At 62.5% G+C, this 24927-nt stretch carries 24 protein-coding genes and 1 riboswitch; of the genes, 10 read left to right on the top strand and 14 right to left on the bottom strand.

From position 1 onward, the window contains the following. The 3 genes from B0G62_RS22435 to B0G62_RS31410 all read left to right on the top strand — a co-directional run. The coding region (locus tag B0G62_RS22435) for a UDP binding domain-containing protein (RefSeq protein ID WP_244193333.1) at positions 1–447 on the top strand (447 nt) is incomplete at its 5' end. Positions 448–451: 4 nt separating this feature from the next. Continuing rightward, entirely contained in the window at positions 452–1909 is a 1458-nt protein-coding gene (locus B0G62_RS22430; RefSeq protein ID WP_103706403.1) for a lipopolysaccharide biosynthesis protein, read from the top strand. Positions 1910–1964: 55 nt separating this feature from the next. Further along, complete coding sequence (locus B0G62_RS31410) at positions 1965–2855, top strand: glycosyltransferase (protein ID WP_146055342.1); 891 nt, start codon at positions 1965–1967, stop codon at positions 2853–2855. Positions 2856–2873: 18 nt separating this feature from the next. On the opposite strand, the gene B0G62_RS22425 is transcribed toward B0G62_RS31410, so the two are convergent. The 8 genes from B0G62_RS22425 to B0G62_RS22390 all read right to left on the bottom strand — a co-directional run bounded on the left by B0G62_RS22425 (position 2874) and on the right by B0G62_RS22390 (position 12798). After that, a complete protein-coding gene (locus B0G62_RS22425) occupies positions 2874–3905 on the bottom strand; it encodes an acyltransferase family protein (protein WP_103706402.1) in 1032 nt (343 codons plus the stop codon). A 374-nt stretch (positions 3906–4279) separates the two neighbouring features. Then, a complete protein-coding gene (locus B0G62_RS22420) occupies positions 4280–5176 on the bottom strand; it encodes a M48 family metallopeptidase (RefSeq protein ID WP_103706401.1) in 897 nt (298 codons plus the stop codon). A 115-nt stretch (positions 5177–5291) separates the two neighbouring features. Then, positions 5292–6053, bottom strand: coding sequence for a lysophospholipid acyltransferase family protein (locus B0G62_RS22415; RefSeq protein ID WP_103706400.1), 762 nt, complete (start codon positions 6051–6053; stop codon positions 5292–5294). 43 nt (positions 6054–6096) lie between these two features. Next, positions 6097–6660 carry a D-glycero-beta-D-manno-heptose 1,7-bisphosphate 7-phosphatase gene (gene gmhB, locus B0G62_RS22410; RefSeq protein WP_103706399.1) on the bottom strand — a complete coding sequence of 188 codons (564 nt, stop codon included), beginning with the start codon at positions 6658–6660 and terminating at the stop codon, positions 6097–6099. 35 nt (positions 6661–6695) lie between these two features. Next, positions 6696–8795 (bottom strand): glycine--tRNA ligase subunit beta, encoded by a 2100-nt coding sequence (glyS, locus tag B0G62_RS22405; RefSeq protein WP_103706398.1) that lies wholly within the window; start codon positions 8793–8795, stop codon positions 6696–6698. Between the two features lie 17 nt (positions 8796–8812). Further along, positions 8813–9820, bottom strand: a complete 1008-nt coding sequence (gene glyQ, locus B0G62_RS22400) for a glycine--tRNA ligase subunit alpha (protein ID WP_103706397.1) — start codon at positions 9818–9820, stop codon at positions 8813–8815. A gap of 198 nt (positions 9821–10018) precedes the next feature. Next, positions 10019–11683 (bottom strand): apolipoprotein N-acyltransferase, encoded by a 1665-nt coding sequence (gene lnt, locus B0G62_RS22395; protein WP_103706396.1) that lies wholly within the window; start codon positions 11681–11683, stop codon positions 10019–10021. 221 nt (positions 11684–11904) lie between these two features. Beyond that, positions 11905–12798, bottom strand: a complete 894-nt coding sequence (locus tag B0G62_RS22390; RefSeq protein WP_103706395.1) for an HlyC/CorC family transporter — start codon at positions 12796–12798, stop codon at positions 11905–11907. 302 nt (positions 12799–13100) lie between these two features. Here B0G62_RS22390 and B0G62_RS22385 point away from each other — a divergent pair, with 302 nt between their 5' ends. Genes B0G62_RS22385 through B0G62_RS22375 form a run of 3 tightly spaced genes read left to right on the top strand, consistent with a single transcriptional unit; the run spans position 13101 to position 14875 of the window. Continuing rightward, the gene (locus B0G62_RS22385) at positions 13101–13781 is read left to right on the top strand and encodes a CsgG/HfaB family protein (RefSeq protein WP_167401323.1); all 681 of its coding nucleotides are present in this window, start codon (positions 13101–13103) and stop codon (positions 13779–13781) included. 39 nt (positions 13782–13820) lie between these two features. After that, entirely contained in the window at positions 13821–14195 is a 375-nt protein-coding gene (locus B0G62_RS22380) for a DUF4810 domain-containing protein (RefSeq protein WP_103706394.1), read from the top strand. Positions 14196–14203: 8 nt separating this feature from the next. After that, entirely contained in the window at positions 14204–14875 is a 672-nt protein-coding gene (locus B0G62_RS22375) for a DUF799 domain-containing protein (RefSeq protein ID WP_103706393.1), read from the top strand. A 61-nt stretch (positions 14876–14936) separates the two neighbouring features. On the opposite strand, the gene B0G62_RS22370 is transcribed toward B0G62_RS22375, so the two are convergent. The 5 genes from B0G62_RS22370 to B0G62_RS22350 all read right to left on the bottom strand — a co-directional run bounded on the left by B0G62_RS22370 (position 14937) and on the right by B0G62_RS22350 (position 19960). After that, complete coding sequence (locus B0G62_RS22370; RefSeq protein ID WP_103706392.1) at positions 14937–15644, bottom strand: gamma-glutamylcyclotransferase; 708 nt, start codon at positions 15642–15644, stop codon at positions 14937–14939. A gap of 44 nt (positions 15645–15688) precedes the next feature. After that, a complete protein-coding gene (gene ybeY / locus B0G62_RS22365; RefSeq protein ID WP_103706391.1) occupies positions 15689–16150 on the bottom strand; it encodes an rRNA maturation RNase YbeY in 462 nt (153 codons plus the stop codon). Positions 16151–16172: 22 nt separating this feature from the next. Next, on the bottom strand, positions 16173–17273 hold the full coding sequence (locus B0G62_RS22360) for a PhoH family protein (protein ID WP_103706390.1): 1101 nt from the start codon (positions 17271–17273) through the stop codon (positions 16173–16175). A gap of 74 nt (positions 17274–17347) precedes the next feature. Continuing rightward, the gene (gene miaB / locus B0G62_RS22355; protein WP_103706389.1) at positions 17348–18721 is read right to left on the bottom strand and encodes a tRNA (N6-isopentenyl adenosine(37)-C2)-methylthiotransferase MiaB; all 1374 of its coding nucleotides are present in this window, start codon (positions 18719–18721) and stop codon (positions 17348–17350) included. 240 nt (positions 18722–18961) lie between these two features. Then, entirely contained in the window at positions 18962–19960 is a 999-nt protein-coding gene (locus B0G62_RS22350; protein WP_103706388.1) for a LysR family transcriptional regulator, read from the bottom strand. Between the two features lie 122 nt (positions 19961–20082). Here B0G62_RS22350 and B0G62_RS22345 point away from each other — a divergent pair, with 122 nt between their 5' ends. The 4 genes from B0G62_RS22345 to ribB all read left to right on the top strand — a co-directional run bounded on the left by B0G62_RS22345 (position 20083) and on the right by ribB (position 23988). Continuing rightward, the gene (locus B0G62_RS22345) at positions 20083–20505 is read left to right on the top strand and encodes a VOC family protein (protein ID WP_103706417.1); all 423 of its coding nucleotides are present in this window, start codon (positions 20083–20085) and stop codon (positions 20503–20505) included. Positions 20506–20553: 48 nt separating this feature from the next. Further along, complete coding sequence (locus B0G62_RS22340; protein WP_103706387.1) at positions 20554–21753, top strand: MFS transporter; 1200 nt, start codon at positions 20554–20556, stop codon at positions 21751–21753. A gap of 163 nt (positions 21754–21916) precedes the next feature. Beyond that, positions 21917–22774, top strand: a complete 858-nt coding sequence (locus tag B0G62_RS22335; RefSeq protein WP_407671168.1) for a helix-turn-helix domain-containing protein — start codon at positions 21917–21919, stop codon at positions 22772–22774. A gap of 140 nt (positions 22775–22914) precedes the next feature. Continuing rightward, positions 22915–23087, top strand: a riboswitch (FMN riboswitch). A gap of 181 nt (positions 23088–23268) precedes the next feature. Further along, positions 23269–23988 carry a 3,4-dihydroxy-2-butanone-4-phosphate synthase gene (ribB, locus tag B0G62_RS22330; RefSeq protein WP_103706386.1) on the top strand — a complete coding sequence of 240 codons (720 nt, stop codon included), beginning with the start codon at positions 23269–23271 and terminating at the stop codon, positions 23986–23988. A 112-nt stretch (positions 23989–24100) separates the two neighbouring features. Here the strand turns inward: ribB and B0G62_RS22325 are convergent, their stop codons facing one another. Beyond that, positions 24101–24787, bottom strand: coding sequence for an HAD family hydrolase (locus B0G62_RS22325; RefSeq protein WP_103706415.1), 687 nt, complete (start codon positions 24785–24787; stop codon positions 24101–24103). Positions 24788–24927 lie beyond the last annotated feature (140 nt).

Raw genomic sequence — 24927 nt, 5'->3', positions numbered from 1 at the left:
GGCGAGGATCTGCGCGGGCGCCACTTCGCGGTCTGGGGCCTGGCGTTCAAGCCGAATACCGACGACATGCGCGAGGCGCCGAGCCGCCGCCTGATTGCCGACCTGGTGTCGCGCGGCGCGACGGTGTCGGCCTACGACCCGGTCGCCACCGACGAGGCGCGCCGCGTGTTCGCGCTCGATCTGGCGCAGTCGCCCGAGCTGCTCGCGCGCATCACGTTCGCGCCGAGCCAGGACGACACGCTCGCGGGCGCCGATGCGCTCGTGATCGTGACCGAATGGACGGCGTTCAAGGCACCCGATTTCGAAGCGCTGAAGGCGGAACTGAAGGCGCCGCGCATCTTCGACGGACGCAATCTTTATGAGCCGGACGCGATGGCGGAACACGGCTTTGAGTACCACTGCATTGGCAGGGTGTTGGTCAAAGCAGCTTCAGAAATAGAGGCATAGCGCGATGTCTAACGTGAATGGTACGTTGCGTCGCAGCGTGCTCATCAATATGGTTGGGCGCTATAGCAATATTGTTATTCAGTTGATGGTAACGGCAATATTGGCGCGCGCGCTGAGCCCCAAGGAATTTGGCTTGATGGCTGTGGTGAGCGTCATTGCCGTCTTCCTGTCGTTCTTGAGCGAAATGGGCCTCGGGCCGGCTGTTGTCCAATTTGGGGAGCTTGTGCCGCGGCAACTTGCAGGCTTGTTCTGGCTGACAGTAGTCGTAGGCATCGCTGCTGGATTGGCGCTCTCACTATGCGGTCCAATGATTTCTCATTTCTACGGGAATGAGATTTATGCAAGCATTGCCAATGGGATTGCGGTCAATATCGCGTTCTCATGCTGGGCAATCGTACCGCTCGCACTTCTTAGAAGACGAAAGCGCTTTCAGACCATCGCCTGGATAGAGGTTTCATCTGCAATATTGTCGGGAATTGGCGCGACGTGGTCTGCGTTGCACGGCTGGGGCGTTTCTGCGCTGGTGCTCAAAAGTACGAGCAACGCGCTCTTTATCTTCTTGTTTTGTTGCATTTGTACCCGGCCACCGCTTCGATCACCGATTTTTTCTAAAATGGGATATGTATTCTCCTATTCGAGTTATCAATTTCTTTTTAATTTTGTTAATTATTTCACGAGAAATATAGATAAACTTTTGATCGGGAAATTTCTGGGCTCGGTGTCGTTGGGTATTTATGATATGTCTTATCGTTTGATGTTAATGCCAATATCAAACTTGACGCATGTTGTAACTCCCGCCATACAGCCGGTTTATGCCGAGCATGTGAATAATCCAGCGATAATTTTCGACTCATATCGAAAACTGATAAGGGTGTTGATCCTAGGTGGCGGATTGCTGGGCGCGATCTGCATCGGCTGTGCGCCCGAAATCATCTCTCTGGGCTATGGCAAACAATGGAGCGCTGCCGTTCCTGTATTTTCGATACTGAGCCTATCCGTTGCGATTCAGGTGATTCTATCTTCCACGGGTTCAGTCTTTCAGGCCCTTGGTGAGACCCGGCTGTTGTTCGTGACTGGCGTTATTTCGACTGCTACGACGGTCTCGGCGATTGTCGCGGGGATTATTGTTGGTGATCTTAAAACGCTTTCTTTGTTGGTGGTCGTCAGCTTCTATATCAATTCCGTGCAGGGATTTTATATATTGGCGCGATTTGGATTTCGGCGTTCCCTGGGAGAGCTTTTTGGTCCCAGTGCGCGAACCCTGATCGGCGTGACGATCGTAACTGTAATCTCGATCTATATACGTGATAAATTTATCACATTAAGTACTTTCTTGTTGTTGTGCTTACTATCGAAGATCTTGCTCATCGGTGGTATCTACTTCGTGATGTTGATAGCGACAGGCGATATAGCGTTCATTCGCCGAGTGATCGCGTTTCGATCGCGGCGCGCAGTTGCGTAACGCAGTCGTTTGACACCGTCTGACGATATTTAAATAAGTCGTTGTGGGATTTAAAATGTTTGTGAGTCGTGTAATAAATAAACTGCGCACAGGCTTCGACAAGCTAACGCCATACTTTGTCGAAATGAAATATCTGATTCGTTCGCAGTTAAGATATTCGGAACACGACCTTCCCGGGCGACTCATCGTTAGTATGACGTCGTACCCACCGCGTTTTCCGACGCTGCATTTGACAATAAAAAGCTTGCTTATGCAGCGTGTTCGGCCGGATTTTTTGGAATTGTGGGTCGCAGAGGATGATTACCATGTTCTCCCTGGTAATGTACGGGAGTTGGAGAATGATGGTCTGATTATTCGTCTCTGTGAAGATTTTCGATCGTATAAGAAAATCATTCCTCGGTTAAAGGAGTCAAAGAATGATTGGGTAGCTATCGCTGACGATGATCTCTATTATTGGTCTACCTGGCTGGAAGAACTTGTTGGGGCTGTGAAACCTGACAAGCGTGAGGTAATTTGTTCACGCTGCCATAAGATCGAATTTATTCGTCCGTCGCTGCCTGCGCCTTATACGGGGTGGATTTTCAACTTTGTCGCGCCAAATGAAAAAGATGTTATTTTCCCAACCGGGATAGGCGGGGTGCTTTATCCACCCGGGGTATTCTTCAAGGATGTTTGTAATCAGAATATTTTTCGTGAGCTATGTCCGACCGGCGATGATATCTGGTTATTCTGGATGGCCGCATTGAATGGTGCGACATTCAGGAGATCTGCCGCACGTCAACGATTCGTGGTGTGGGGTGGAAGTCAAGAGTGCGCCTTATTCAATCAAAACGCACTATTTGACAATTACAACGACAGGCAGATAGCGAACATGTTGAAGAAATATGGTTGGCCGTTTTCTGCTACTGACAGCGTTGCTGGAACGTCAGCAATTAACGAACGCTGAGACTAGAAGAAGAACTGGCTACGTCCGACTGGGAGAAGCGCCTCGTATCGAGTTAGGGGTAGGCGTGATTCTCCTTGCTAAATGAATCAGGTTGCGCTCAAGTACCGAAAAACACACATAGCCAACAGCAATGGAGGCAATCGTCATGATGGCGACCGAGATCACGGGTGCGTTCTTAACGTTTAATCGATTAAGAATGATGCCGATTGATGATAAAACAAAGGGGTGCGTCAGATAAATAGAAAATGAGGCATCACCGATCAATTTCATGATGCGTCCAGGGAATGATGTGGACACCTTTTTTATGATGTGATCTGCGCTCACAAGGCCGGAGAAAAGCATTGCGTAAGGCAGTCCGTATTGCATTACGCGATTTTCAATGTGAGGAGACCCAGAAGAAATTGCTAATGTCGATATGCCGACGAAGATAAGAATCGTATCTATGAAAGAATTTTTAAATTTCGAGTTTATGTAAAGATATGCAAAAATTCCCAACTGGAATTCCAGCAGTAATTTACTCGTCAAAAATTGTAGTGTTGGATTTATGGGTTGAAAAATGGCTCCTGCAGTAGAGAGAAGGAAAATTGTAGATGTGACAAATGTTAGGCGATGTTTGCACCACTTGTTTAATGATGTTGAAAATATTAAATAAAATAAAAATTCATAACTTAAAGTCCAGCCGTTCTGTATTAAGAGCTTGCTTCCGGTTGGGATAAGTGTAAATGAATTAAGGATCGTTGTCGTTCCGCCGCTACTGTTCACTCTGCCAGGCGAAATGAAATAAACAGCGCAAGCAAAAATAGATAGCAGCCAATAGAGTGGAATGATTCGCGCAATACGTGCAATAAGAAAATCACGTGCTGTCAGTTCTCTATGGTCTGTTACATGGAGCATGATGAAGCCGGAAATGATAAAAAAAAGATCGACACCAGACGCGCCGAATGACCATTCATTACCATATCCAAAAATCTGTATATTCTTGTGGGAGGCGTGGTAAACGAGAACGAGTATCGCTGCCAGTCCTCGCAGATACTGTACAGAGAAAAGCATTAAATATCTCGATTATTGTCAAATAGGTAGTTGGATAGTTTTGTTTTTAATAAATTTTGCGAGATCATGCCTGTAATGTAGGGCGTGGTGATATGCGACGATTCCTAAATCGAGTTTTTATTTGATCGATGTCAGGATTAGGAGTCGGCTAGCGGGACTGGATGTATGTTTATTTTTCAGTACGGATTGGCCGGCAAATTTCCGGGCCAGAGATCGGCAGGGGGGGCGTCGCCGCGACTGCCTGGGATAGTTTGGTGAAACGGATTGCGGTTACGGGAGGTTCGCATTTCCTCGCCGTGGTTCTTCACCGGTGAGACTTCATCTACTCATGCTCAATCCGATGAGATTGAATGACGCTGGATGGCCACGCCTCCTCACATCCCCGGCACCATCTCCGGCGGATGCTGCTTCAACTGCTTCCTGGCCTCGCGAAACTCGGGAAAGATCGACTCCACGGTCTGCCAGAACCTCGGACTATGGTTCATCTCCCTGAGATGCGCGAGCTCATGCGCGACCACATAATCCACAATAGAGAGCGGAAAATGAATCAACCGCCAGTTCAAGCGAATCCGCCCTTCGCTTGAACAGCTTCCCCATCGCGTCATAGCCGAAGAAAGCGCATAAGACCGAAACGTCACGCCCAGCCTTTCCGCATAGACCTTAAGCCGCTCGCCAAAGATCCTTGTAGCCTCACCCTGCAACCACCCGGTCACGCGATCCTTGATCTGCTGCGCATCCGCATGCGGCGGCAACGGCAGCGAAAGCACCCGCGTCGCCTCGTCAAAACCCAGCGCACCAGCCCCAAGCCGCACACGCATAGGCTTGCCGAGATAAGGCAATTCTGCGCCGTCGCGCCATTCGACGCGAGGCAGCGCGCGCTGCTCCACCCGCGTTTGCCATTCGACCAGCTTGGTAAAAATCCACCTTTGCTTCTCGACGATAGCGTTCTCGATATCGGCAATCGTCACCCAGCGCGGTGCAGTAATCGTGAGCCCGGTCGCATCGATCGCAAACCCGATCGACTTACGCGACGAGCGCTTGAGCCGATACTGCAGCGTCCTTGCGCCCAGTTCGAGCGTACGCAGCCGCGAGCCATCCGGTGCAAGCGGCGCGAGCGGTGCCTTGGGCGCCTTACCAGGCGACAACGTAGCAGGAGAAGGAGAGGAAGGGGCGGAAGGCGTGAGCACCGCCGCCGGCCCGGAAAAAAGCGGCAGATCGAGTTGCTGATGGTCAAGCGCCGCGTCGTGGCGCGGCGAGGGGGACTTCTGCATCGTCGGGTCGGGTGCGGGTAGGCGTGTGCGCCCCGCGCAGCGGATGGCCTGTCGAATTCGGCGAATAAGCCGGCCGATCAAGCTGACCAGGGAAGCCGGCCAGATAACCCGGCCCTCAGATCTTCGCGGGTTTGGCCGACGTGCCATCCGTTTCGCGGTACGCGTCTGGATCGATGCGGCGCATTTCGGCTTCGATCCAGTTTTCCACGCGTGTATTCACTTCGTCGGGCGTCAGCCCCGTGGTATCGATGGGCTTGCCGATCGACACCGTGACTATACCCGCATATTTGATGAACGAGTTACGGGGCCAGACGTGGCCCGCGTTGTGCGCGATCGGCACCACCGGCGCGCCCGTTTCGATGGCGAAGCGCGGGCCGCCCGTCTTGTACTTGCCCGTCTTGCCCACGGGAATGCGCGTGCCCTCGGGGAACATGATCACCCACGCGCCTTCAGCCATGCGCAGCTTGCCCTGGCGGATAACCGAGGTGAACGCGTTCTTGCCTTCCTTGCGGTTGATGTGAACCATCTTCAGCATGCCCAGCGCCCAGCCGAAGAACGGCACGAACATCAGTTCGCGTTTGAACACGTAACACAGCGGACGCGGCATCAGCGCGGGAAATGCCAGCGTCTCCCAAGCCGATTGGTGCTTGGAGAGCAGCACGGCCGGGCCGTTGGGCAGGTTTTCCATGCCTTCGATGCGGTACCGGATGCCGACCAGCCAGCGCGATGCGAACAGCGTCGAGCGGCACCAGCCCACGGCCATCCAGTAGCGCCGCGTGGCGTTCATGAACGGGAACGCGATGAAGCACGCGGTAGCGTACGGCATCGTGTAGACGATCAGATAAATGAACAGCAGCAGGGAGCGGATAAAGCGCATCGGGTGGGACCGTTCGTGAAAGCGGGGGCGGCCTGAGGTGGTGTCAGGCCGTCTCGTTGGAGAGGAAGTCCAGCGCGAAGGCGCGCAGGTCGTCGTGGATCTGCGTGCCTTCAGGCAGGCCGCCCGCCGCAAGCGTTTTCTGCCCCTTGCCGGTCAGCACGAGGTGCGTTCGGCAGCCGAGCGCGGCACCCGCTTCGAGGTCGCGTAGCGAATCGCCCACCACGGGCGTGTCCGCCGGATCGATCTCGAACCGGTCGGCGATCATCTTCAACATGCCGGGCCTGGGCTTGCGGCAGTCGCAGTGATCCTGCGAGGTATGCGGGCAGAAGAACACGGCGTCGATGCGTGCGCCCACGGCCGCGGCCTGGCGGTGCATCTTCGCGTGCATTTCGTTGAGCGCCGACGTGTCGAACAGCCCCCGGCCGATGCCGGACTGGTTCGTCGCGACGGCGACGCGATAACCCGCCTGGTTCAGGCGGGCGATCGCTTCGAGGCTGCCCGGCAGCGCGACCCATTCGTCCGGCGACTTGATGAACGCGTCGGAATCGGCGTTGATCACGCCGTCGCGGTCGAGGATCACGAGCTTGCGGTTGGAGCTGGTCGGCATGATGTCGTGTCAGGTTTGTCGTGTCACGACGGCCATTACGCCGCAAGCCGCGAGATGTCGGCCACGCTGTTCATCTGGCGATGCAGTGCCTTGAGCAGCGCGAGGCGGTTGGCCCGCAGCGCCGGGTCTTCGGCATTGACCATCACGTCGTTGAAGAACGTGTCGACGGTTTCGCGCAGCGCCGCGAGCGCCGTGAGCGCGCCCGTGTACTCGCGCGCGGCCAGTTGCGATTCCACGCGCGGCGCGACCTGTTCGAGCTGGGCGTAGAGCGCTTTTTCGGCGCTTTCCGTCAGCAGGGCGATCTGCACGCCGCCGTCTTCCGCGCCCTCGGACTTCTTGAGGATGTTCGAGATGCGCTTGTTGGCCGCCGCGAGTGCCGCTGCTTCGTTGAGCGCCGCGAATTCGCGCACGGCGTCCAGACGCGCGATCACGTCGTCGAAGCGCGTGGGGTTCAGCGCCAGCACGGCGTCCACTTCCTGCGCCGCATAGCCGCGCTCGCGCAACTGGCCGCGCAGCCGGTCCATGCAGAATTCGTAGATGGCTTGCGTCGATTCCACTACAGCGTCGATGCCCGCGAATTGCGCGTAGGTGGTGCGCAGCAGCTCAACCAGGTCGAGCGGCAACTGCTTTTCGACGAGGATACGCAGCACGCCCAGCGAGTGGCGGCGCAGCGCGAACGGGTCTTTCTCGCCGGTGGGCGCGAGACCAATGCCCCAGATGCCGACCAGCGTTTCCAGCTTGTCCGCGAGCGCGACGATGGTGCCCGTGGGCGTGCCCGGCAATTCGTCGCCGGAGAAGCGCGGCTGGTAGTGCTCGGAGCAGGCGATGGCCACTTCTTCCGCTTCGCCGTCGTGGCGCGCGTAGTAGGTGCCCATCGTGCCTTGCAGCTCGGGGAACTCGCCGACCATGTCGGTCAAGAGATCCGCCTTGGCCAGGCGCGCGCCGCGCTGCGCAAGCGCGACATCGGCGTTGCACATGCCGGCGATGGCGCCCGCGATCGCTTCGAGGCGTTCCACGCGCTGCAGCGCCGAGCCGAGCTTGTTGTGATAGACCACGTTGGCGAGCAGCGGCACGCGCTCGGCCAGCGTCTTCTTCTTGTCCTGCTCGAAGAAGAACTTGGCGTCGGCCAGACGCGGGCGCACGACGCGCTCGTTGCCTTCGACGATTTCAACCGGCGTGTCGGTTTCGATGTTCGAGACGATCAGGAAGCGCGAGCGCAGACGGCCTTCGTCGTCGGTGAGCGCGAAGTACTTCTGGTTCGTCTGCATCGTGAGGATCAGGCATTCCTGCGGCACTTGCAGGAATTCGTCCTCGAACTTGCATTCATAGACGACCGGCCATTCGACCAGCGAATTCACCTCGTCGAGCAGCGCTTCGGGCATCACGACACGGTCGCTGCCGGCCTGCTCGTCGAGTTGCGCCCGGATCGCGTCGCGGCGCGCGGCGTAGCTCGCGATCACGCGGCCCTTGTGCTGGAGCGTGTGCGCGTAGTCGTCGGCGTGCGTGATGGCGATCAGGCCTTCGGACAGGAAGCGGTGGCCGCGCGTGGTGTCGCCGGCATCGACGCCGAATGCGCTCACGGGCACGACTTCATGGCCATGCAACGCCGTCAGGCGATGCACCGGGCGCACGAACTGCACGTCGCTGCCGTCGGGGCGCTGATACTTCATGACCTTCGGAATCGGCAGCTTGGCGAGCGCTTCGTCGAGCACGGCCTGCAGGCCGTCGGCGAGCGTCGCGCCCGGCGCCGCGTAGCGCAGGAAGAACGCTTCGTTCTTGCCGTCGCTCGCGCGTTCGAGGTCGCCCACCGGGAAGTCGGGAAAGCCGAGCGCCGCGAGTTTCTTCGCGAGCGGCGCCGTGGGCTGGCCGTTGGCGTCGAGCGCGACCGACACGGGCAGCACTTTTTCGCGCACCTGCTTTTCGGGCGCGACGCTGCGCACGTTCTTGATCGTGACGGCCAGGCGGCGGGGCGTGGCGAAGCGTTCGAACGACAGATCGCCTTCGATGAGGTCGCGCGCGGCAAGGCGCTGCGCGATGCCTTCGGCGAAAGCGTCGCCGAGGCGCGCGAGGGCCTTCGGCGGCAGTTCCTCGGTCAGCAGTTCGACGAGGAGAGTGGCTTGATGAGCTTGGGTCATTGTTGTCGGAGATCCGGTCATTCCTCGCCGAACTTGCGTTCGACCTTCAGCGGCGGCGCCCACGCGGGCATCGCGGCGTCCTGTTCGTCGGTGGTCAGGCCCGGTACGCCGTGCACGGGATTGCCGAGCATCGGGAAGCCGAGCTTTTCGCGCGATTCGTAGTACGACTGCGCCACGCTGCGCGAGAGCGCGCGAATGCGGCCGATGTACGCCGCGCGCTCCGTCACGGAAATCGCGCCGCGCGCGTCGAGCAGGTTGAAGGTGTGACCGGCCTTGAGCACGAGTTCATAGGCGGGCAGCGCGAGCTGCTGCTCCATCATGCGCTTCGCTTCGCTCTCGTACGCGTTGAAGAACGTGAACAGGAGGTCGACGTTGGCGTGCTCGAAGTTGTAGGTCGATTGCTCGACTTCGTTCTGGTGGTACACGTCGCCATAGGTGAGGCGGCGGATTTCCGGGCCGTTCGGGCCTTGCTCTTCCCACTCGGTCCAGACGAGGTCGTAGACGTTCTCGACCTTCTGCAGGTACATCGCGAGACGTTCGAGACCGTAGGTGATTTCGCCGAGCACCGGCTTGCAGTCGAGGCCGCCCACTTGCTGGAAGTAGGTGAACTGCGTGACTTCCATGCCGTTGAGCCACACTTCCCAGCCCAGACCCCAGGCGCCGAGCGTGGGGTTTTCCCAGTCGTCTTCCACGAAGCGCACGTCGTTCTGCTTCAGATCGAAGCCGAGCGCTTCGAGCGAGCCGAGGTACAGGTCGAGGATGTTTTCCGGCGCGGGCTTGAGCACCACCTGGTACTGGTAGTAGTGCTGCAAGCGGTTGGGGTTCTCGCCGTAGCGGCCGTCCTTGGGGCGGCGCGACGGCTGCACATAGGCGGCTCGCCACGGCTCGGGGCCGATCGCGCGCAGGAAAGTGTGGACGTGCGAGGTGCCGGCGCCGACTTCCATGTCGATCGGCTGGAGCAGCGCGCAGCCCTGCTTGTCCCAGTAGGACTGGAGCGTCAGGATGATTTGCTGAAACGTGAGCATGTGTGCCTGCAGTGTCTGCGGTGTCTTGTAGGGCGGAAGACGCGGGTTGCGGCGGCGGGCGCGGCCCGCGCGGCGACCGGTGCGTGGCGGCCTGGTGCTAAAACGTGGAATTTTACCGGATTGGCGCGGCCTTGAGACCGGCGCGGGGTTTGCGCGCCGGTTTGATCCCCGGTTCGGTCTCCGCGTTGGCCGACGAGATCAGGCTTTCCTGCGCCCGATGCGCGCCGGCCCGAACGCGAAACCGAACGCCAGCATCAGCAGCGAAACGGCGATCACCGTGTTGTTGCCGCTCGTCACGTAGGGCGTGAAGCCTTGCGTGCCCGCGATGCGCACGTCGATCGAACCCACCGTGAACGCGGGCAGATGCGCGATCACGTTGCCGTGCGCGTCGATGGCGGCAGTCGCGCCCGTATTGGTCGCGCGCAGCATCGGCCGGCCGGTTTCGAGCGAACGCATGCGCGCTATCTGCAAATGCTGGTCGAGCGCGATGGTGTCGCCAAACCACGCCAGATTGGTCGAATTCACCAGGATGCCCGGCGAAACCGGATTCTCGCGCACGGTGCGCGCGATTTCCTCGCCGAAGATGTCCTCGTAGCAGATATCGACGGCCACGGGCTGGTTGTGCACGAGGAAGGGTGGCTGCACCGGCGCGCCGCGCGCGAAGTCGCCCAGCGGGATGTTCATCAGGTTCACGAACCAGCGAAAGCCCCACGGCACGAATTCGCCAAACGGCACCAGATGGTGCTTGTCGTAGCGGTACAGGCCGTTCTGGCCCGGCGTCACGCCGAAGAGGCTATTCGTGTAATCGACCACGCGGCCATCGGGCGTGATCGTGCCGCCCACGGCGCCAAACAGGATCGACGTGTGCGTGCCGTCGGCAAAGGCGCGAATGTCGCGGCCGAACTTCTCCGGGATCTCCTGCACCAGCACCGGCACGGCGGTTTCGGGCGTGACGACGAGATCGGCGGGTTTTGCGGTGATGAGTTTCTGGAACTCGTTGAGCGCGTCCTGCGTGCCGGATTCGGAGAACTTCATGTCCTGCTTGACGTTGCCTTGCAGCAGACGCACGTCGAGCGTTGCGTTTTCGGGATGCGTCCAGTTCACGCGCGGCAGCAAAAGCCCCGCGACGATGACGCCCGCCGCGATGGCCGCCGCCGTGAGCGCGCCGCCGCGCGCGCGGCGCAGACCGACGAGCGCCTGCACCAGCAGGGCCGCGACCAGCGCCAGCACCCAGCCCACGCCATACACGCCGACGATCGGCGCGAACCCGGCGAACGGCCCGTCAACCTGCGCGTAGCCGCTGGAGAGCCACGGGAAGCCGGTGAAGATATAGCCGCGCGCCCACTCGCCGAGCGCCCAGGCGCTGGCGAACGCAAAGGCGCCGTGCCAGGTGGGCGAGTACGGCAGCGCATCCTGAGCGCTCGCGCGGTTCTGGCGCGCATGTCCCGCGCAGAACGACCACAACAGCGCGGCGAGCGCCGGATAGACGCCCAGATACAGCGAAAACAGCCCGAGTGCCGCGCCTGCGAGCGGGGCGGGCATACCGCCGTAGACGTGCATGCTCACATACAGCCACCACACGCCGGTGACGAAGTTGCCGAAGCCGAACGCCCAGCCTGTGAAGAGCGCGCTTTTCCAGCCTGTTGTGCGGGTGAGCCAGAAATAAAGGCCCGCGAAGATCGCTATTTCGAGCCAGCCGCCATGCGGCGTTGGCGCGAATGAGAGCGTGTTCAGCGCGCCTAGCGCGAGCGCGGCGAGATAGTGCCACGCGGGCAACGCGCGGGAAGCGATAGAAGCGTCAGGCGCTGTGGGCTGGGCGGCGCGCGCGCCGTCGCGCGTGCGGGAATCGATTGGTTCGGCCATGGATTTGCGGTGGCGCTGCGGGCGCGCTCGGGGCGCGGGGTGTTTCAATTCGAAGGCGGTCGCTGGCGCGCCATGCACGCAGCGAGCGCAACGATAGCATTTTCGCGCGTCAGGAATTGGCGGCGTCGGACGGCGGCAGCGTAAACCGTTCGGGGACCGATCGCTTCGCCAATGAAAACGCCGGCGCGAAGGCCGGCGTCCATTCAGCGCAAGGCGCGAACTCAGGTGCCCGGCGGCGCGAGCGCGGCTTCGCGCTGGCCGGCCATCGGGTCGCGGCGCACCAGCAGCATGTGCACCTGGCGCGCATCGGCGCGCAACACCTCGAAGATCAGATCGTCGAGGCGCACCTTCTCGCCGCGATGCGGCACGTGCCCGAAGTGATTGGTCACGAAACCGCCGATCGTATCGACTTCCTCGTCCGAATAATGGGTGCCGAACGACTCGTTGAACTGCTCGATCCCGGTGAGCGCGCGCACGCGGAAGCGCCCATCGGGCGAGGCGATGATGTTGCCGCTTTCCTCGTCGAAGTCGTACTCGTCCTCGATATCGCCGACGATCTGCTCCAGCACGTCCTCGATCGTGATGAGGCCGGCCACGCCGCCGTACTCGTCCACCACGATGGCGATGTGATTGCGGTTCTGGCGGAAGTCGTGCAGCAGCACGTTCAGGCGCTTCGACTCGGGGATGAAGACGGCGGGGCGCAGCATGCCGCGCACGTCGAATTCCTCTTCGGCGTAGTAGCGCAGCAGGTCTTTCGCGAGCAGCACGCCAATCACGTTGTCGCGGTTGCCCTCATAGACCGGATAGCGCGAGTGCGCCTTTTCCAGCACGAAGGGGATGAAATCGTCGGGGTTCTCGGCGATGTTGATCGCGTCCATCTGGGCGCGCGGCACCATCATGTCGCGGGCGCAGAGTTCGGACACCTGGAACACGCCTTCGATCATCGACAGCGAATCGGCGTCGATCAGATTGCGCGCGTGCGCGTCCTGGAGGATTTCGAGAAGCTCGCTGCGCGAGTCGGGCTCGGGCGAGATGAAGTCGGTCAGCCGCTCGAGAAGAGAGCGCTTTTCCTGCGGTTTGTCGGTGTGTCGTCGACTGGGATAGGAGTCGTTCATGGTGGTGCGCCCTTGGCCTCTTCGTGGCCGGGCGCGCTGTTGCGGAAGGGAAAGGATACATCATGCGTGTGGCGCGCCCGTGTACGGCATGTCACGCAGCCCATCCTATCGCAGATGCAGCGCGCTCGCCCGGTGGAAAAAAACGGCCGCAGCGCGACAGCGCGCAATGCCGCGGCGGCGACACAGTTCCCACCCTTTTTGAGGGGTTTCTTGACGATCATCAGGCTCCCTGTAGCTTTCTGACTTTTTGCTTTCCGCGATGAGGCTTTAATGGCCGCCCAGTGAAGACTCAGGAGAGCCAGATGTTCAATTCATCATTGCGCCGCGCCGCCTGGTGCGTGCCGGCGCTGCTTGTCGTGCTGGGCGGCTGCGCGACGGAAGCGTCGCGGACCTTGCCGGTTGCGCCGGTGGCCGTTGCCGCCACGCCTTACGCGGGCAAACCGGTGGCCGTGGCGGTCGGCAAATTCGACAACCGCTCCAGCTATATGCGCGGCATTTTCACCGACGGCATCGATCGCCTCGGTGGGCAGGCGAAGACCATTCTCATCACGGCGCTCCAGCAGAGCGGGCGTTTTAACGTGCTCGATCGCGACAACCTCGAGGAGATCCGTCAGGAAGCAGGCTTCGCGAAGCAGACCCAGACCCTCAAGGGTGCGCGCTACGTCCTCACCGGCGATGTCACCGAATTCGGTCGCAAGGAAGTCGGCGACCAGCAACTCTTCGGCATTCTCGGTCGTGGCAAGAGCCAGGTCGCTTACGCCAAGGTCAGCCTCAACGTGGTGGACACGGTGACGTCCGAAGTCGTGCTGTCCGCTCAGGGCGCGGGCGAATACAGCTTGTCGAGCCGCGAGGTGATCGGCTTCGGCGGCACCCAGGGATACGACTCGACGCTCAACGGCAAGGTGCTCGACATGGCGATCCAGGAAGCGGTCAACCGCTTGTCCGAGCGTGTCGATGGCGGCGCGCTCGGCATTACCCGCTGAGCACGGCCAACGGGATAAACGCACAGGGAGACCTCAACAATGAAATATCGATCGAATCGCGCGCGTGCGCTGGCGCTCGCCTGCGTCGCGGCCGCCGCCGGCGCACTGACGAGCGGCTGCGCCACGAAATCCGCGCCGCCGCTGTACGGCTGGGCCGGCTACCAGCCGCAGGTGTACGACTACCTCCAGGGCAAGTCGAGCCCGCAGACCCAGATAGACGCGCTCGAAAAGAGCCTGCAGCAGATCCGCGGCAAGGGCGAGCGTCCGCCGCCCGGCTTCCATGCTCATCTGGGGGCGCTCTACGCGAGTGTGGGCAAGGGCCAGCAGGCCCAGCAGGAGTTGCTGGCCGAGAAAGAAGCGTTTCCTGAATCGTCCGCCTACATGGACTTTCTGTTGAAGAACCTCACGAAATAAGATCGCCCATGTTGAATCTTTCACACCTCAAATCGCTGCTCGTGCTGGCGATGGCCGCGGCGCTTGCCGCCTGCGCGGGCGCACCGAAGCAGGCCGTCGATTATTCCGCGCTGCGTGCCGCCAAACCGCGCACCATCGTGGTCCTGCCGCCGCTGAACGAGACCGCCGACGTCAACGCGACGAACGGCATGCTTTCGCAGATGACGATGCCACTGGCGGAATCCGGCTATTACGTGCTGCCGGTCGCCGAGGTGGCGGAGACGTTCCGCCAGAACGGCCTCACGACGCCCGCGGACATTCAGAATGTCTCGCCCGCGAAGCTGCATCAGATCTTCGGTGCGGACGCTGCGCTTTACACGAAGGTGACGCAGTACGGCTCGGTTTATCAGGTATTCGATGCCAACACTTACGTAAGCGCGTCCGCGAAGCTCGTGAATCTGGGCAATGGCGATGTGCTCTGGCAAGGCATGGCGAGCGCGAGCGGCAAGGAACTCGGCAATGCAGGCGTCGGAGGGGGCTTGATCGTCGCGCTCGTCCAGGCAGCGGTGAAGCAGGTCGCGCATTCATTGAGCGACGAAAGCCAGAAAGTGGCGGGGCTGACGAGCCGCAAGCTGCTTTCCGCCGGACAGCCCAATGGTTTGCTGTACGGGCCGCATTCGCCCAAATACGGCACCGACTGAAGGACGCGGTTCGATTAGAACCTTCGCGTGATGGTTTTTGCCGCGGCGCCGCCGCGGTTTTTTACTTTTGTGCGCAGCGCGCCAGCAACCGCTCCAGCGCGCGGTCCGGCATACCGCTTTCGCGCAGCGCTTCCACGGTGCGGCGCACGTAGTCGAGCGTCGTCCCATAACGCCCGCTTGCACAGCCGAACACGGTACGCACGGTGTCTTCGCCGAGCTTGCCGGTATAGGTGGCCACGTCGCGGCGCATGACGAAGGCGAGCGCCGACACGCGCCGCCCGTCCGCGAGCACGCAGGGCAGCCACGCGGGCCGGTACGAACCCATCGGCATTTCGCGGCGCCACAGCGCTTCCATATGGGGCATCACGCCAGCGGCTGCGAGGCGAAACGCCACGCCCGCACACGAACCGCCGCGATCGAGCGCGAGCACGAGACCCGGTTGCTCGGGCGTGCCGCGATTCACGCGCGACCACAGATACAGCCCGCGATGGTAGCCGTGCACGCGCGAGCGCACGTTTTCGACGGTCGGCAAACCCGGGTTCCAGATCAGCGAGCCATAGCCGAACAGCCAGATGTCGCTCTTGCCGTCCCATTGCTGGAGCGTGCAGTCGAGCGAGGCGCGCAGTTCGTCTTCGCTGAGCAGTCGCGATTCGCCAAGAAATGGCGGATAGCCCGGGCAGGGCGCCGCGCTCTCCACCTGCTCATTCACGGCGGAGCAGGTCACTTCACCAGAAACGTTCGCGCGCTTGTCGTTCAGCTTGTCGTTCATATCGGGCTGGGCAGGAGAGCGGGAGGGATCGTGCGATCGTGCCCTTACTTGTACGGGTCGGGAAAGCCCAGCGAGGCGAGGACTTCGGTTTCGATGCCTTCCATCTCTTGCGCTTCGGCGTCGTCCTCGTGATCGTAGCCCTGCGCGTGCAGGGCGCCGTGCACGAGCAGATGCGCATAGTGCGACGACAGCGGCTTGCCCTGGTCGGCGGCTTCCTTCGCCACCACCGGGCAGCAGAGGATCAGGTCGCCGGTCACGGGATCGTCCTCGCTCTCCGCGTAGGCGAAGGTGAGGACGTTGGTTGCGTAGTCCTTGCCGCGATAGGTGCGGTTGAGCGTGCGGCCTTCCTCGGCGTCGACGAAGCGCACGGTCAGTTCCGCGTCGGCGAAAAGCGCCGCCTTGATCCACGCGGCCACGGTTGCGCGGGGCAGCGCGGCCTTGTGCTCGGGGAACGCCTTCGCGGCGGGGAACTGCACGTTCAGTTTGAGTTTCGGTGCGCGTGCCATGGTGTTCTGTCGATCGGGCGGGTTAGCGCCCGTCGACCTTGGTCTCGTCCTTCTTCAGATGCGCCGCATCGTAGGCTTCGACGATACGCGCGACGAGCGGATGACGCACCACGTCGGCACTCGTGAAGTGCGTGACGGCGATGCCGCGCACGTCCTTGAGCACATGCTGCGCCTCGATCAGGCCGCTCTTGTGGCCGCGCGGCAAGTCGATCTGCGTGGTGTCGCCGGTCACGACCGCCTTCGAGCCGAAGCCGATCCGCGTGAGGAACATCTTCATCTGTTCGGGCGTGGTGTTCTGCGCCTCGTCGAGAATGATGAACGCGTGATTGAGCGTGCGCCCGCGCATGTAGGCGAGCGGCGCGATTTCGATCATCTGGCGCTCGAACATCTTCGCCGTCTTGTCGAAACCGAGCAGATCGTAAAGCGCGTCGTACAGCGGCCGCAGATACGGATCGACCTTCTGCGACAGATCGCCGGGCAGGAAGCCCAGACGCTCGCCCGCTTCCACAGCCGGACGCGTGAGCACGATGCGCTTGACCTGATCGCGTTCGAGCGCATCGACGGCGCAGGCCACCGCGAGATAGGTTTTGCCCGTGCCCGCCGGCCCGATGCCGAAGGTCACGTCATGCGAAATGATCTGCTTGAGGTATTCGCGCTGCGCCGGCGTGCGCCCGCGCAGGTCGGCGCGACGCGTGTAGAGCTTCGGGCCTTGTTCCTCGATGTCGATGTCGAGGCCTGCCGGCTCGTCGAACGGATGGTCGGGATCGCCGCGAAAACGCGGATCGATCGCTTCGTCGGCGTTGTTGCCGTTGCCGCCGTTGCCGCCGTTGCCATTACTGCGCAAGCCCATCGCCGCCGGATGGCGCGCTTCGACCAGCGCGAGCTGGATGTCGTCCACGGACAGCGGATCGCGCGCCTTGTTGTAGAAGTTTTCGAGCGCGGCGAGCGCGAGCTTCGCGCCCCGGCCGCGGATCGTGATGCGATGCCCGCGACGCGCGAGCGTGACGTCGAGGGCTTGCTCGATCTGCCGCAGGTTCTCGTCGAGCGGGCCGCAGAGGTTGGCGAGCCGCGCGTTGTCGTCGTGCGGCGCGGTGAATTCCAGATGCTGCTGATTCGGCTTCAAGGTGTCTCTGAACTCCCGTGTTCCGTGGGGGGCGCGCAGGCGCCCGGTGCGTGATTTAACGCTTAATGCGAGATTTAGTGCGAAACCGCCGCATTGCCCTCGTGCGCGAGCACCAGCTCGCCGCGCAGCGAGTGCGGGTACGCGTGGTTGATCTTCACGTCGATCATCTGGCCGATCAGGCGTGCGTGCGAAGCGAGCGGCGCCGGGAAATTGACGACGCGGTTGTTCTCGGTGCGGCCCGACAGTTCGCTCGGGTCCTTGCGCGACGGGCCTTCGACCAGAATGCGCTCGACCCGGCCGACCATCGACTGGCTGATGCGCTGCACGTTTTCCTCGATCGTGGCCTGCAGATGCTGCAGACGCTTGAGCTTCACTTCGCGCGGCGTGTCGTCTTCCAGATTCGCGGCGGGCGTGCCCGGGCGCGGGCTGTAGATGAACGAAAAGCTCGTGTCGTAGCTCATCTCTTCGACGAGCTTCATGGTCTTTTCGAAGTCCTCTTCCGTCTCGCCCGGGAAGCCGACGATGATGTCCGTCGACAGCGACAGGTCAGGGCGGATCGCGCGCAGCTTGCGGATCACCGACTTGTATTCGAGCACGGTGTAGCCGCGCTTCATCGCCATCAGCACGCGGTCCGAACCGTGCTGCACCGGCAGGTGCAGATGGCTCACGAGCTTGGGCACCTTGGCGTAGGTGTCGATCAGGCGCTGCGTGAATTCCTTCGGATGCGAGGTGGTGTAGCGGATGCGCTCGATGCCGGGGATTTCCGCGACGTATTCGATCAGCGTGGCGAAGTCGGCGACATCTTCAGCGCCTTGCGTGAGCGCGCCCAGATACGCGTTGACGTTCTGGCCGAGCAGCGTGACTTCACGCACGCCCTGGTCGGCCAGACCCGCGACTTCGGTCAGCACGTCGTCGAGCGGTCGCGAGACTTCTTCGCCGCGCGTGTAGGGCACGACGCAGTAGCTGCAGTACTTCGAGCAGCCTTCCATGATCGAGACGAATGCGCTCGGGCCTTCCACGCGCGCGGGCGGCAGATGGTCGAATTTTTCGATTTCGGGGAAGGTGATGTCGACCTGCGCGCGGCCCGAGGCGCGGCGCGCGTCGATCATCTGCGGCAGGCGGTGCAGCGTCTGCGGGCCGAACACCAGATCGACGTAAGGCGCGCGCTGCACGATGGCGGCGCCTTCCTGGCTCGCCACGCAGCCGCCCACGCCGATCAGCAGATTCGGGTTCGCTTCTTTCAACTCGCGCACGCGGCCGAGTTCGGAGAACACCTTTTCCTGCGCCTTTTCGCGCACCGAGCAGGTGTTGAACAGGATCACGTCCGCATCTTCGGGCGTGTCGGTTTTGACGAGGCCTTCAGCCGCGCCGAGTACGTCCACCATCTTGTCGGAGTCGTACTCGTTCATCTGGCAGCCGTAGGTCTTTACATAAACTTTTTTGGTCATCGGGTTTCGCCGTTCGCAGTGGTTCACCTGGGGGCGTCGTCCGGTTGATGCACTCAATGCACGTCGGGACTACGGTGAAAAATGAGGGCTGAAACGGGTGGCCGGGCCGCGAGGGCCGGAGGCGCACGGTGGGGCGGTTCGCTAGCGGCTTTTACTGGTGCTTTTGCCTGAGCATGGGCTTTTTAGTGCCACTGTGTTTGCGGCGCGAACCGTCGTTCAGCGTAATCCGACATTATAGCCTTATGCGCCCACGGCCTTGCGACGCCGCGCCGGGCTTGCGGCGGGGGTTGCCACGCGCTGCGCGGCGTCCGCGTCGCAGGGCACGAGCGCGTTCAATTCGTCCGAAGTCTGCGCGAAGCGCTCGGTCAGGAAGTCCAGCAGGGCGCGCACGCGCGGCGCCAGATAGCGGTTGCGGTGGTAGAGCGCGTGCACGGGCGCGTCCGCGTAGCGCCACTGCGGCATGACGATCTGCAGACGCCCGGCGCGCAGGTCGTCGGCCACGTCCCAGATCGATTTCACCGACAACCCGTAACCGCACAGCGTCCACTGACGCACGGCTTCGCCGTCGGAGCTTTCCAGCGCATCCTCCAGCGGCACGACGTAGGTTTGCGATTCGTTATCGCGCGTGAAACGCCATTCATTGACCGACCCCGCGGGCGAGCCGATCACGATGCAGTCGAAACGGGCCAGATCGGCAGGCTCGCGCGGCTCGCCGCGCTGCGCGATGTATTTGGGCGCCGCGCACAGCACGCGCGGGTTGGGCGCGAGCCGCCGCGCGATCAGCGAGCCGTCGGTCGGCGTGCCGAAGCGGATCGCCAGATCGATGTCTTCCTGCACGAGATTCGAGATCGAATCGGTGAGCGTGAGCGCGAAACGCACTTCGGGATAGCGCGCGCGGAACTCGTCGAGCCACGTCATCAGCAGATTGCGGCCGAAGTCGGACGTCGCCGAAATCCGCACCTTGCCGCGCACGGCGTTCTGGCCCTCCTGAAGCGCGGCCTTGGCGTCGTCGAGCGAGCGCAGCGCGTGCTCGCTACAGGTGAGATAGCTGCGCCCTTCGTCGGTGAGCCGCAACTGGCGAGTGGTGCGCTCGAACAGGCGCGCATGCAGTTCGGCTTCGAGCCGCGCGAGGCGGGCGCTGGCCGCAGCGGGCGTGAGGCCGAGCTTGCGGCCCGCCGCCGACAGGCTGCCGAGCCGCGCCGCCTCCACGAAAAGGCGCACGTCGCCGAGATTGTCCATACGCGATTATTCGATAACGATTGAAAATGCTTCAAATGCTACGCCAATTATCAAAATCGCGTGTAGCGCGGACAATGCGCGTGTTTCAGGGTTTTCCCGCTGCCTGCGGCCAAGGACACGTCATGCAACTCGATCACGTCACCCTCGTCACGCCCGATCTGGAAGGCGCGCGCCGCTTTTTCTGCGATGTCGCCGGTCTGGAGAACGGCCCGCGCCCGCCGTTTTCGGTGGGCGGCTACTGGCTTTATTCGAACGGAGCGACCGGAGCGACCGGAGCGACCGGAGCGAACGGAGCCGATGCTCGCCCCATCGTCCATCTGGTCGAGTCGACGATGCCCGGCGCGCGGCCCGCTCGCGTCGCGCCGCGTTTCGATCATGTGGCGTTGCGCGTCGCGCCCGGCGACGAATGGCAGGCGCTGCTCGCGCGGCTCGCGGCGCACGATCTACCGTACCAGCTCGCGGACGTGCCCTTGAGCGGCGAGCGCCAGCTCTTCGTGGCGCTGGCGCCGGGCGTCGTCGTCGAGTTCGTGACGGCGGCGAGTTGATCCGTACTGACCGTTTATCCAATATCCAGGCTTCAATCGGAGATTTCGATGCCTATCCCCTTGCTCGCGCTGGCGATCAGCGCCTTTGCCATCGGTACCACCGAGTTCCTCATCATGGGCCTGTTGCCCGACGTCGCGCGCGATCTGGGCGTGACGATTCCTGCCGCCGGCCTGCTCGTGACCGGCTACGCGCTCGGCGTGGCCGTGGGCGCGCCGCTGCTCGCCGTACTCACCAGCCGCATGCCGCGCAAGCTCGCGCTGCAACTGCTGATGGGCGTGTTCATCGTCGGCAACGTGATGTGCGCCGTCGCCGGCAACTACTCGCTGCTGATGGTCGCGCGCGTCGTGGCGTCGTTCGCGCACGGTTCGTTCTTCGGCATCGGCGCCGTGGTCGCGGCCTCGCTCGTGCCGCAGGAAAAGCGCGCGAGCGCCATCGCGCTGATGTTCACCGGCCTCACGCTCGCAACCGTGCTGGGCGTGCCGTTCGGCACGGCCATCGGCCAGCAGTTCGGCTGGCGCGTGGCGTTCTGGATCGTGAGCGGTCTCGGCGTGATTTCGCTGATCGGCGTGACGGCGCTCGTGCCGAATAAACACGACAGCGGCCCCGTCAGCCTTGGCCACGAAGTGCGCGTACTGCGCGATCCGCAGGTGTGGATGGCGCTCGGCATGACGGTGCTGGGTTTTGGCGGCGTCTTCGTCGTGTTCACCTACATCGCGCCGATCCTCGAACAGGTGAGCGGTTTCTCGCCGCGTGGCGTCACGCTCATGCTCGTGCTGTTCGGCGTGGGCCTCACGCTTGGCAACACGCTCGGCGGCAAGCTGGCGGACCGCGCGCTGATGCCGTCGCTGATGGGCATTCTCGTCGCGCTCGCCGTGGTCATGGCGATCTTCACGAAGACCAGCCATTCGAGCGTGGCCGCCGCGATCACGCTGTTCGTGTGGGGTATCGCCGCGTTCGCGACCGTGCCGCCGCTGCAGATGCGCGTGGTCGCGAAGGCCGCCGCCGCGCCGAATCTCGCCTCGACGCTCAACATCGGCGCCTTCAATGTGGGCAATGCGCTGGGCGCATGGCTGGGCGGCCTGGCGATCGCGCGCGGCGTGGCGCTCGATGCGCTGCCCTGGGTGGCGGCGGTGGTCGCGATCGCGGCGCTCTTGTTGACGTGGATCGCGGCGCGGCTCGACTCGCGCAACACGCTTTCGGGCGCGGCGGGCGCTGTCAAAGTCGCGGTGCAGCAGGACGCCTGCTGAACCGCTGCGCCCATATCGTCAGGACGCGAAAGCATTCCCGAAATCGCGCTCTGCAATGCTGATATCAGTGTGAAGATAACTTCGTTGGGCGCGGCGGGACCCGATGCTAGTCTTGCCTCCATTCAAGTTCTAGCGCCATTTACGGCGCGCCTGGGAGGCAGCCATGCATTCACCGCTCGCGCTCGTGAGGGACGCGCAGGCCGATCGTCCGGCCGTACATCGCAGTACTACGCATCGGACGACGGATTCGCAACATGATCGGGTTGATGTCGATACGGACGATTTCGCCGCGCAGGCTTCGGCGCTTTCCGCCGATGTGTCGGGCGTCGATACGTCGGGCGGCCATGCGCACGCTGCGGCGCGCGGCGAAGGTCCGTTCGACGCCCTCGAATATCTGGTTGGCGTGAATCTCGCGCGACTGCGCGCCGAGCGGCAACTGTCGCTCGACGCACTGGCCCGCGCTTCGGGCGTCTCGCGCGCCATGCTCGCGCAGGTGGAGTCGGCGCGCAGCGTGCCGTCGATCAAGGTGCTGTGCAAGGTGGCGGCGGCGCTCAAGGTTTCGGTGTCGGCGTTTCTGCGCCGCCATGCCGTGAGCGGCTTCGAGCATCTGCCCGCCGATCGCGCCGCGCGCCGCGTGAGCGCCGATGGCCGCTATTCGGCGCGTGCGCTGTATCCCGAGGACGGCCCGGCCATCGCGGAATTCCACGAACTGCGCATCGCGCCGCTGCACACGGAACCGGGTACGCGCCGCGCGCCGGGCACGACCGTCAATCTCGTGGTGAGCGAAGGCACGCTGGAGGTGAGCGTGCACGACCGCCGCCAGTTGCTCGCGACCGGTGATGCCATCGTCTTCGACGCCGATCAGCCGCACAGCCTGCGCAACCCCGGCGACACCGAGGCGCGCGTGTTCCGCGTGACGCTCAACGCCGAAACGCCGCCGCGCTGGGACGTGCCGCAAGGCCTGGGCGCGAATGTCGGCACGGGCAGCAGCGAAGCGCTGGCCGCGCAGCAGCCGGCGTGAGCGAATCGCGAAGCGGCGTGGTGCACTGCACAAGACCCGTCGCGCGCCCTTTGTCTACTGGTTTTTTACCGCGCTGCACGAAAGCGCGGCCTGTTGTATCCTTTGCCCGCCGGTTAAATCAGGTAGTAAACCGGTAATCAGTGCGTCTTCAGGGCGGGGTGAAATTCCCCACCGGCGGTAAGCCGGCTGCGCCGTAAGGCAACAGCCAGCAAGCCCGCGAGCGCCCGCGCGAATGTGTATGACTTGCGTGGGGTCAGCAGATCTGGTGCGAAGCCAGAGCCGACGGTCATAGTCCGGATGGAAGAAGATGTGCAGATGGTCATGTTTGCCCATCCGCCGCGGCTTTTCGGCCTGCGCGCGTGTCATTGCCGATTGGTCTTATCCGCCGATTTTCGAGATGCGTTGCGTGTGCCGGACGACGTGCGACGGGGATTCCTGTCTGTTTGCAATGCCCTGAAACGTTTTTCGCCCAACTCTTGCGAGGAGCGTTTCACATGTCCTTTACCCGCAATGCTGTATCCGCCGATGCGCCGCTCGACGCCATCGCCGATCTCCCCCTGCTCGACACCGAAGCGGTGCCACCGCGCATTGCCGCCGCGCTGCAAGCCATGCGCGAAGGCCGCCCGGTCGTGCTGCAGGACGACCACGACCGCGAAGACGAAGCCGATCTCGTGTGCGCCGCCGAGCGCCTGACCAACGAGACAATGGCGCTTTTCATCCGCGAATGCAGCGGCATCGTCTGCCTGTGCCTTTCCGACGAGAAAGTGGAAGCGCTCGAACTGCCGCCGATGGTTTCGCATAACGAAAGCCGCAACCGCACCGCCTTCACGGTCTCGATCGAGGCGCGCGACGGCGTGAGCACGGGCGTGTCGGCCGCCGACCGCGTGACGACGATCCGCGCGGCCATCGCCGCCGATGCGAAGCCCGAAGACATCGTGCGCCCCGGCCACGTGTTCCCGCTGCGCGCGCAGCCAGGCGGCGTGCTGGCGCGCCGTGGCCACACCGAAGGCACGGTCGATCTGGCCGCGCTGGCGGGTCTCGCGCCGGCCGGCGTGCTGTGCGAGCTGATGAATCCGGACGGCACGATGGCGCGCGGCAAAGAGGTCGACGACTTCGCGAAGCTGCACAACCTGCCGATGCTCACGATCGCCGAACTGGTCGAGTTCCGCGAGTCGCTGGCGCTCGCGCGCGAGCGTAACGCCGAGCTGGTTTGAGGCGCAGGCTCACGGGCGCTGTGATGCGCCCGTAAAAACGAAAACGGCGCGTGTGGCCCTGGTGGCCCACGCGCCGTTTTGTCCCGCCGTTTTGTCCATCTGGCGGTTGGCGTTACGACTGCACGTCGCCGAACTCACCGCGTACGCCCGCTTCCACGAGCGCGGGCAATTCGTCCATGTGCTCCATGATGCGCGTGATGCCCATCTCGCGCAGCACGTCGGCATAGCCCGACGGGATATGGCTCGCGCCCACGAAGGCGATCGTTTTCATCCCGGCCGCGCGCGCGGCGTTCAGCCCCGAGATGCTGTCCTCCACCACGAGGCAGCGCGACGGCTCGACGCCGAGCGTCTGCGCCGCGTGCAGATAGACATCCGGATAAGGCTTGGGCCGCGCGACCTGCTCGGCGCTGAAGATGCGCTCGCCGAAGATCGTATCGAGTCCGGCGCGCCGCACCGAGGCGTGCACGCGCGTGAGGCGGCTGTTCGAGACCACGGCGGCGGGCAGCTTGACCTGGCGCAGCGCGTCGCGCACGCCATTGATCGGGCTGACCGATTCGGCGATCGCGACTTCGCAGTTGTGATCGATGGTGTCGAGAAAATTCTCGGGCATCGTGAGATCGAAACGCGTGGCGACGTCGGCGAGAAAGCGCGAGGTCTGCTGGCCGAACGCTGCGGCCACGGCGGCGCGGAAATCGACGCCGGGAAACGTGCGGCTGAGGGTATCGAAGATGACGTGGTCGGCAATGACTTCGCTGTCGACGAGCACGCCGTCGCAGTCGCAGATGAGATGGTCGATCATGCGCAAAACGAAAAAAGCGGGGAAGCTCACGGCCTGAATAAGGCGGCAAGCCCGCGTGGGCCGGCAAGGCGGGACATTTGAAGGCCTAATGATACGTGCTTTTGCGCGTGCGGCGTCGGCTGGCGAGGGCGCTGCTCGCG

It is taken from the genome of Paraburkholderia eburnea (assembly GCF_002917095.1).
In the GTDB taxonomy this organism is placed as follows: Bacteria; Pseudomonadota; Gammaproteobacteria; order Burkholderiales; family Burkholderiaceae; genus Paraburkholderia; species Paraburkholderia eburnea.
The sequence above is the reverse complement of the archived record's forward strand: the minus strand, read 5'-3'. Positions and strand labels throughout refer to the sequence as shown.

Bases quoted from the DNA above. Each gene is read 5' to 3' on its own strand.
- B0G62_RS22390 (WP_103706395.1), bottom strand. From the start codon at position 12,798: ATGAACGACTCCTATCCCAGTCGACGACACACCGACAAACCGCAGGAA.
- gmhB (WP_103706399.1), bottom strand. From the start codon at position 6,660: ATGCCGACCAGCTCCAACCGCAAGCTCGTGATCCTCGACCGCGACGGC.
- B0G62_RS22385 (WP_167401323.1), top strand. From the start codon at position 13,101: ATGTTCAATTCATCATTGCGCCGCGCCGCCTGGTGCGTGCCGGCGCTG.
- B0G62_RS22415 (WP_103706400.1), bottom strand. From the start codon at position 6,053: ATGCGCTTTATCCGCTCCCTGCTGCTGTTCATTTATCTGATCGTCTAC.
- B0G62_RS22380 (WP_103706394.1), top strand. From the start codon at position 13,821: ATGAAATATCGATCGAATCGCGCGCGTGCGCTGGCGCTCGCCTGCGTC.
- lnt (WP_103706396.1), bottom strand. From the start codon at position 11,683: ATGGCCGAACCAATCGATTCCCGCACGCGCGACGGCGCGCGCGCCGCC.
- B0G62_RS22350 (WP_103706388.1), bottom strand. From the start codon at position 19,960: ATGGACAATCTCGGCGACGTGCGCCTTTTCGTGGAGGCGGCGCGGCTC.
- ribB (WP_103706386.1), top strand. From the start codon at position 23,269: ATGTCCTTTACCCGCAATGCTGTATCCGCCGATGCGCCGCTCGACGCC.
- B0G62_RS22335 (WP_407671168.1), top strand. From the start codon at position 21,917: ATGCATTCACCGCTCGCGCTCGTGAGGGACGCGCAGGCCGATCGTCCG.
- B0G62_RS22345 (WP_103706417.1), top strand. From the start codon at position 20,083: ATGCAACTCGATCACGTCACCCTCGTCACGCCCGATCTGGAAGGCGCG.
- glyS (WP_103706398.1), bottom strand. From the start codon at position 8,795: ATGACCCAAGCTCATCAAGCCACTCTCCTCGTCGAACTGCTGACCGAG.
- B0G62_RS22340 (WP_103706387.1), top strand. From the start codon at position 20,554: ATGCCTATCCCCTTGCTCGCGCTGGCGATCAGCGCCTTTGCCATCGGT.
- ybeY (WP_103706391.1), bottom strand. From the start codon at position 16,150: ATGGCACGCGCACCGAAACTCAAACTGAACGTGCAGTTCCCCGCCGCG.
- glyQ (WP_103706397.1), bottom strand. From the start codon at position 9,820: ATGCTCACGTTTCAGCAAATCATCCTGACGCTCCAGTCCTACTGGGAC.
- B0G62_RS22375 (WP_103706393.1), top strand. From the start codon at position 14,204: ATGTTGAATCTTTCACACCTCAAATCGCTGCTCGTGCTGGCGATGGCC.
- B0G62_RS22370 (WP_103706392.1), bottom strand. From the start codon at position 15,644: ATGAACGACAAGCTGAACGACAAGCGCGCGAACGTTTCTGGTGAAGTG.
- B0G62_RS31410 (WP_146055342.1), top strand. From the start codon at position 1,965: ATGTTTGTGAGTCGTGTAATAAATAAACTGCGCACAGGCTTCGACAAG.
- B0G62_RS22425 (WP_103706402.1), bottom strand. From the start codon at position 3,905: ATGCTTTTCTCTGTACAGTATCTGCGAGGACTGGCAGCGATACTCGTT.
- B0G62_RS22325 (WP_103706415.1), bottom strand. From the start codon at position 24,787: ATGATCGACCATCTCATCTGCGACTGCGACGGCGTGCTCGTCGACAGC.
- B0G62_RS22420 (WP_103706401.1), bottom strand. From the start codon at position 5,176: ATGCAGAAGTCCCCCTCGCCGCGCCACGACGCGGCGCTTGACCATCAG.
- miaB (WP_103706389.1), bottom strand. From the start codon at position 18,721: ATGACCAAAAAAGTTTATGTAAAGACCTACGGCTGCCAGATGAACGAG.
- B0G62_RS22430 (WP_103706403.1), top strand. From the start codon at position 452: ATGTCTAACGTGAATGGTACGTTGCGTCGCAGCGTGCTCATCAATATG.